This is a genomic window from Paenibacillus sp. J22R67, from assembly GCF_059692175.1.
Window position 1 is genome coordinate 61577 of sequence record NZ_JCAUAX010000019.1, and the last position, 6591, is coordinate 68167.

Annotated in this window: 8 protein-coding genes and 1 rRNA gene; all 9 read left to right on the top strand. The window is 46.8% G+C overall.

All coding sequences use genetic code 11. The features are described 5' to 3' along the window. Positions 1–3: 3 nt before the first annotated feature. Positions 4–867 (top strand): aminodeoxychorismate lyase, encoded by an 864-nt coding sequence (pabC, locus tag AC58VC_RS35940; protein ID WP_497376310.1) that lies wholly within the window; start codon positions 4–6, stop codon positions 865–867. Between the two features lie 33 nt (positions 868–900). Further along, positions 901–1716 (top strand): dihydropteroate synthase, encoded by an 816-nt coding sequence (gene folP / locus AC58VC_RS35945; protein ID WP_497376311.1) that lies wholly within the window; start codon positions 901–903, stop codon positions 1714–1716. 17 nt (positions 1717–1733) lie between these two features. Continuing rightward, on the top strand, positions 1734–2102 hold the full coding sequence (folB, locus tag AC58VC_RS35950) for a dihydroneopterin aldolase (RefSeq protein WP_145669292.1): 369 nt from the start codon (positions 1734–1736) through the stop codon (positions 2100–2102). Continuing rightward, positions 2099–2614, top strand: a complete 516-nt coding sequence (gene folK / locus AC58VC_RS35955; protein WP_497376312.1) for a 2-amino-4-hydroxy-6-hydroxymethyldihydropteridine diphosphokinase — start codon at positions 2099–2101, stop codon at positions 2612–2614. Before folB ends, folK begins: the two co-directional genes overlap by 4 nt. Further along, on the top strand, positions 2596–2808 hold the full coding sequence (locus tag AC58VC_RS35960; protein WP_161407591.1) for a helix-turn-helix domain-containing protein: 213 nt from the start codon (positions 2596–2598) through the stop codon (positions 2806–2808). Before folK ends, AC58VC_RS35960 begins: the two co-directional genes overlap by 19 nt. Before the next feature lie 17 nt (positions 2809–2825). Then, positions 2826–3842 carry a tRNA dihydrouridine synthase DusB gene (dusB, locus tag AC58VC_RS35965; RefSeq protein WP_497376313.1) on the top strand — a complete coding sequence of 339 codons (1017 nt, stop codon included), beginning with the start codon at positions 2826–2828 and terminating at the stop codon, positions 3840–3842. A gap of 222 nt (positions 3843–4064) precedes the next feature. Next, the gene (gene greA, locus AC58VC_RS35970) at positions 4065–4541 is read left to right on the top strand and encodes a transcription elongation factor GreA (protein WP_127457170.1); all 477 of its coding nucleotides are present in this window, start codon (positions 4065–4067) and stop codon (positions 4539–4541) included. Between the two features lie 125 nt (positions 4542–4666). Next, entirely contained in the window at positions 4667–6163 is a 1497-nt protein-coding gene (lysS, locus tag AC58VC_RS35975) for a lysine--tRNA ligase (protein ID WP_497376314.1), read from the top strand. Between the two features lie 319 nt (positions 6164–6482). Next, positions 6483–6591: ribosomal RNA gene (locus tag AC58VC_RS35980) — 16S ribosomal RNA — on the top strand; the annotation flags it as partial.

Sequence of the window (6591 nt, forward strand, 5' to 3'; positions counted from 1 at the left end):
TTTATGATGATTAGCATCAATGGCAAACTTATGGATGAACAACAAGCCGTGGTCTCGGTTTATGATCACGGTTTTCTTTACGGACTTGGTCTCTTTGAGACCTTCCGTACCTATGACAAAGTTCCTTTTCTCCTCGCTGAGCATATGAATCGCCTTGCAGAGGGGTGCAAGGAACTGGGTATTGGGTATGAACCTGATCTTGACCGCGTACAGAAGCTAATCAATGAATTGCTAGCTGCGAACGAGCTCCAGGATGCCTATATTCGTTTTTCCGTATCAGCTGGGGTAGAAGTGCTTGGTCTTCCTTCGGGGGACTACGGGCAGCCTACCGAAATTGTCTATATCAAGGCTCTCCCGCCTAGGGATACGAAGATCTACGAAGAGGGCAAAGCCTTACAGCTGCTGAAGCTGCCGCGCAATACACCGGAGGGCTTGTACCGATTCAAGTCCTTTCACTATATGAACAATATTTTGGCCAAAAGAGAGCTAGCCCAATACCCTTGGGCCGCAGGCGCAGAGGGTCTGATGATGAGTGAAGAGGGATATGTGGCTGAAGGGATTGTCAGCAACATCTTTTTCATTAAGGACGGCACTTGCTACACGCCATCACTGGATACAGGCATTTTGGCTGGAATCACTAGAGCGCATGTACTGCGGATTGCTGAGCAAGGGCAGATACCTACCCAGGACGGCTTATATCGTTGGGAAGATTTGGCGGAAGCCGATGAGGTGTTTCTGGTCAATTCTATCCAAGAAATAGTTCCAGTTACTACTCTATATACGCCTAGTGGACAAGCGATCTCAGTTGGTACAGGAAAAGTGGGTCTAATAACCCGTGAGCTGATTCGGACATATAACAAATATTGATAAATTGATAAACACACAGGAAGTGAACAGCAGATGAAAGTGTTATCCTGTAGAGGACACGAGCTGCCCATCGGTGATCGAACGATCATCATGGGCATATTGAACGTAACGCCGGACTCCTTTTCGGACGGAGGATCTTATGTCACAGTGGAAGATGCCATACGCAGAGCTCGGCAGATGGTTGAGGATGGCGCAGACATCATTGACATTGGAGGCGAGTCTACCCGCCCAGGATCTGCTGAGGTGACCGAGGAAGATGAGCTTCGCCGGGTAATCCCCGTCATTGAAGCGCTAAGCCGTGAAATTAACGTTCCTATTTCTATAGATACGTATAAAGCAGAAGTCGCCAAGCAAGCCTTGGCGGCAGGGGCACACATCATCAATGATGTATGGGGCGGGCAGGCCGACACTAGAATGGCTGGTGTAGCAGCGAACTACGATTGTCCATTCATTATTACCCATAACCGACTGAACACGGAATATAAGGATTTTCTACCCGAGGTGCTAAGCGATCTTCAGCAATATGTGAGTCAAGCTCGAGACGCGGGTGTTCGCGACGAACGGATTATTTTGGACCCCGGCATCGGTTTTGCCAAGTCGTACGAACAGAACTTACAACTTATGAACCAACTGCGTCCCCTTGTTGATCTTGGATATCCGGTTCTCTTGGGTACATCGCGCAAAAGCGTGATCGGCACGACGCTGAATCTGCCACCTGCAGAGCGGTTGGAAGGATCACTTTCGACAGTCGTGTTAGGCATCGCGCAGGGCTGCGGCATCGTTCGTGTGCATGACGTACAAGCAACCAAGCGGGCGGCCATCATGACGGATGCCATTATTCGCTCATAAAGAAGGAGGTTACATAAATGGACAAAATCACACTGTCCCGCATGCAGTTTTTTGGTAATCATGGTGTATTTCCGGAAGAGAATAAATTGGGCCAGCGTTTTTATGTAGATGTGGAGCTCATGCTTCCGCTTCACAAACCCGGCCAGTCGGATCATCTCGATGATACAGTGAATTACGGCGAAGTTTTTTTCAAAGTGAAAGAAATTGTCGAAGGACGTACTTTCCAATTAATTGAAGCTTTAGCGGAAAACATTGCATCAGAGCTTCTTCATACTTATACTAGTATCAATGAAGTGACGGTTCGCGTCATCAAGCCGCATCCGCCCTTTGCCGTTATTTTTGACGGCGTTACTGTAGAGATCAACCGAAAGCGGGCAACGTCATGACAGCCGAAGAACGAGAACGAAGCATTGCAGCTTATGTCGCATTAGGATCCAATATAAACAATCGCGAACAATATTTGCAGGATGCGATTACAGCGCTGAATCAGGAACCCGGTATTGTCGTGACTGGCTTGTCCAGTATTTACGAAACCGAGCCGGTCGGTTATGTAGACCAGTCTGCATTTCTTAATATGGTCGTTCAGATTCAAACGGTTATTCCTGCAGAAGATTTGCTATTCAAATTGCTGGCCATTGAGAATCGATTGGGGAGAAAGCGCGACGTGCGCTGGGGTCCGAGAACAATCGACTTGGATTTACTTCTGTACGGCGACGAGCAGCTTACGACCCCCGACTTGATCATTCCGCATCCGCGGATGCATGAGCGGGCTTTTGTATTAGTCCCTCTCTCAGAGGTTCTCTACGAGCGGCAAGATGCTGCATTTGAATTCATCTCCGCGAAGTTGGAGAAACTGGAAGGAAAGGAAGGCGTTGTGTTATGGAAAAAAGCTCAGTAGCTCAGCGCATACGCGCTTTTCGTAAGTTAAAAGGGTATACCCAGAATGAATTGGCTGATTTGCTCGGCGTATCGATCGCCATTTTGGGCGCAATTGAAAGAGGAACACGGAAACCAGATACGAAAATCATTAATAAAATCTCGCAAGTGCTTGATATAGAGCCGGACGAGTTAGTCGCAGTAGGTGCGAGATAAGAGAGGTGGAATCTTCGGTGCTGAAAATAGGTAATGTCGAAGCTCCCAATAAAGTTGTGCTTGCCCCGATGGCGGGCGTTTGTAATCCTGCATTCCGTCTGATTGCCAAAGAGTTTGGCACAGGGCTGGTATGTGCGGAGATGGTAAGTGATAAGGCTATCGTTCACGGGAACACCCGTTCGATGGAAATGCTGTATGTAGATGATCGCGAGAAACCGCTCAGTCTACAAATCTTCGGCGGCGACACGGAAACACTCGTGCAAGCAGCCAGAATCGTTGATCAGCATACCAACGCAGATATCATTGATATTAATATGGGCTGTCCGGTACCCAAAATCACCAAATGTGATGCTGGTGCACGCTGGCTGCTCCAACCGGATAAAATTGAACAAATGATTGAGACCGTCGTTAAGGCTGTGAACAAGCCTGTCACCGTGAAAATGCGGATCGGCTGGGATTCTGATCACATCTATGCTGTCGAAAATGCAAAGGCTGTCGAAAGAGGCGGCGGGAGTGCAGTTAGCGTTCATGGTCGTACGCGCGAGCAGCTCTACACGGGGAAAGCGGATTGGAACATAATCCGAGAAGTGAAGCAGGCACTGTCGATTCCTGTTATTGGCAATGGGGATGTGGTAACGCCTGAGGATGCCAAACGCATGCTCGACCAAACGGGTGTAGATGGTGTCATGATCGGTCGCGGCGCATTAGGCAATCCGTGGATGCTCTACCGTACGGTTCAATATCTGGCCAATGGGGAGCTGCCTCCGGAACCGACACCGGAAGAAAAGATCCGTATCGCAATCCTGCACATGGATCGACTCATAGCACTTAAAGGCGAGCCTGTTGCAGTAAAAGAAATGCGTAAACATATGGCTTGGTACCTCAAAGGATTGACCGGAGCTGCTCGTGTGAAGGACTCCATTATGGAGATGTTGAAGCGTGATGAAATGGTTCGGGCGTTGAATGATTACGTTGAGCACCTTGCTGCGCAATCGTCGTCATCAAGTCAAGAAGAATCTCCCGTACTGCATTAAATCATGCAGCTATGGTTGAGATTGACATTTTGAAACGGTTGCAATATAATCAGTCAATATTAATGTGTTCCTGCATATATTGAAAGACAAACGAGTAAGTTCCTAATTTTTATAACCGTGAATTCATACTACTTGAATCAGCTCTATAAAGACCTAACTCCTAGCAGGAAGCATCGATTCAACGATATGAAAATCTTTCACATGACGGGAGATCAGTTGGTAATGGCTGAAAAAGAGGTCATTCTTACACCAGAAGGTTTGAGAAGGCTCGAGGACGAGCTTGAGCATCTTAAATCAGTGAAGCGCCGCGAAGTTGCGGAGAGAATCAAGGTTGCCATCGGGTATGGCGATATTAGTGAGAACTCCGAGTACGAAGATGCGAAGAACGAACAAGCCTTTATTGAAGGCAGAATCATCACTTTAGAAAAAATGCTGCGCAATGCGCGGATTATTAATAACGACGATGTTGATATCAACACGGTGAGTGTAGGATCCATAGTTACACTGAAGGACTTGGAATTCGGTGACTTGGTTGAATACAATATTGTAGGTACTGCGGAGTCTGATCCGCTGCAGAATAAGATTTCCAATGAAAGCCCGGTGGGCAAAGCAATTCTTGGCAAGCAAAAGGGCGCAACCGTTGATGTTAATGTTCCAGCTGGCGTCATTCAGTATCAAATTGTTGATATTAAAAAGTAGCGTGCAGCCGCAGCCCCGTTGCAGTTTACCTTTGCTTAGCATAGGCAAATTGTCTGGAAAGCTTCCTTACGGAAGCTTTTTTCCGGTTTTAGCACCCTTTACTAAAATATGTAGGAGATGAAAACATGAGCCAGGAAGTGGAATTGAACGAATTGCTCGTCATTCGCCGTAATAAATTGGACGAGCTTCGCGGTCTGGGCGTTGATCCTTTCGGCAGCAAATACGTTAGAACGCATACAACGCTTGATATCTTGACAGCTTACCAGGACAAAACGAAGGAAGAGCTGGACGAAGAGCATCACGAGGTTAGTATTGCAGGACGTATTATGCAAAAAAGAGGCATGGGTAAAGCAAGCTTCGCCCATATCCAGGACATCACAGGGAAAATTCAAATCTACGTACGTGAAGATGCGCTGGATGCGAACAAGTACAAAGCCTTTGATCTTTTGGATCTGGGTGACATGGTTGGCGTTCAAGGTGTTATTTTTAAAACGAAAACCGGAGAAACTTCCATTAAGGTCAAGTCTCTTGAGGTATTGACCAAGTCCTTGCTTCCGCTTCCAGACAAATTTCATGGTCTTAGCGATGTAGAGCTGCGCTATCGTCAACGTTATGTTGATTTGATTATGAATCAAGATGTGCAACAGACATTTATTTTGCGTTCCCGTATTATTCAGTCGATGCGCCGTTACTTGGATTCGCTGGGTTATTTAGAGGTGGAAACACCAACGCTTCATTCTGTAGCGGGGGGAGCTTCTGCTCGTCCGTTTAATACGCATCACAATGCTTTGGACATGCAGCTTCATATGCGTATCGCGATTGAGCTTCATTTGAAGCGTCTGATTGTTGGCGGTCTAGAGAAAGTTTACGAAATCGGTCGTGTATACCGGAACGAAGGTATCTCCACACGCCATAATCCAGAGTTTACGATGATTGAGCTGTATGAGGCTTATGCTGACTACAAAGACATTATGAAGCTGACCGAGGAGCTTATTGCGCATATCGCTCAAGAGGTTCTTGGTACTACTTCGATTCCTTACGGAGATCATGTGGTTGATTTGGCTGTTGGCTGGAGACGTGTCTCCATGGTCGATGCGGTTAAAGAAGTTAAAGGTGTAGATTTCGGTGTTCAAATGACGAACGAGGAAGCGCATCGCTTAGCCAAAGAGCACAATGTGCCAGTCGAGCCGCATATGACATTTGGTCATATCTTGAACCAATTCTTTGAGACATTTGTAGAAGAGACGCTGATACAGCCAACCTTTATTTATGGACATCCTTTAGAAATTTCACCGCTTGCCAAAAAGAACCCGGAAGATCCGCGCTTCACTGACCGCTTCGAGCTCTTTATCGTGGCTCGTGAGCATGCGAATGCATTCACTGAGCTTAATGATCCTATCGATCAAAGAGAGCGGTTTGAGGCTCAGCTTCGTGAGAAAGAGCAGGGGAATGATGAAGCTCATGAGATGGACGAGGACTTCATCCGTGCTTTGGAGTACGGAATGCCGCCTACAGGTGGTTTAGGAATAGGAATTGACCGTTTGGTTATGCTATTGACCAATGCCCCATCTATTCGTGACGTACTGTTGTTCCCGCTTATGCGCGAGCGCCAAGGAGAATAATGGAACCATTTCGGGGCATCGTAAGGTGCCTCGAAATTTTTTGTCGAAAGTACTTGCATTGTCTGTATCGTCTGTGGTATCTTATAAAAGTTGCCGCTGAGGACAACGAAGAAATGATTGAAAACAACTTAAAAAATAAGTTGCAAACAAAAACTCAGTATGGTATATTGGTCTTCCGGCTTTCGAAAGAGAGCGGGTAGGACAAGAAAACTTGATCTTTGAAAACTGAACAACGAGTGAGTAAGCACAGTCGAGTAATCGACTATAAAAGAGATGAATAATCTCGCTAGCAAGTCAATGAGTACAATTAAGCTTTTCTATTATGGAGAGTTTGATCCTGGCTCAGGACGAACGCTGGCGGCGTGCCTAATACATGCAAGTCGAGCGGAGCACTTCGGTGCTTAGCGGCGGACGGGTGAGTAACACGT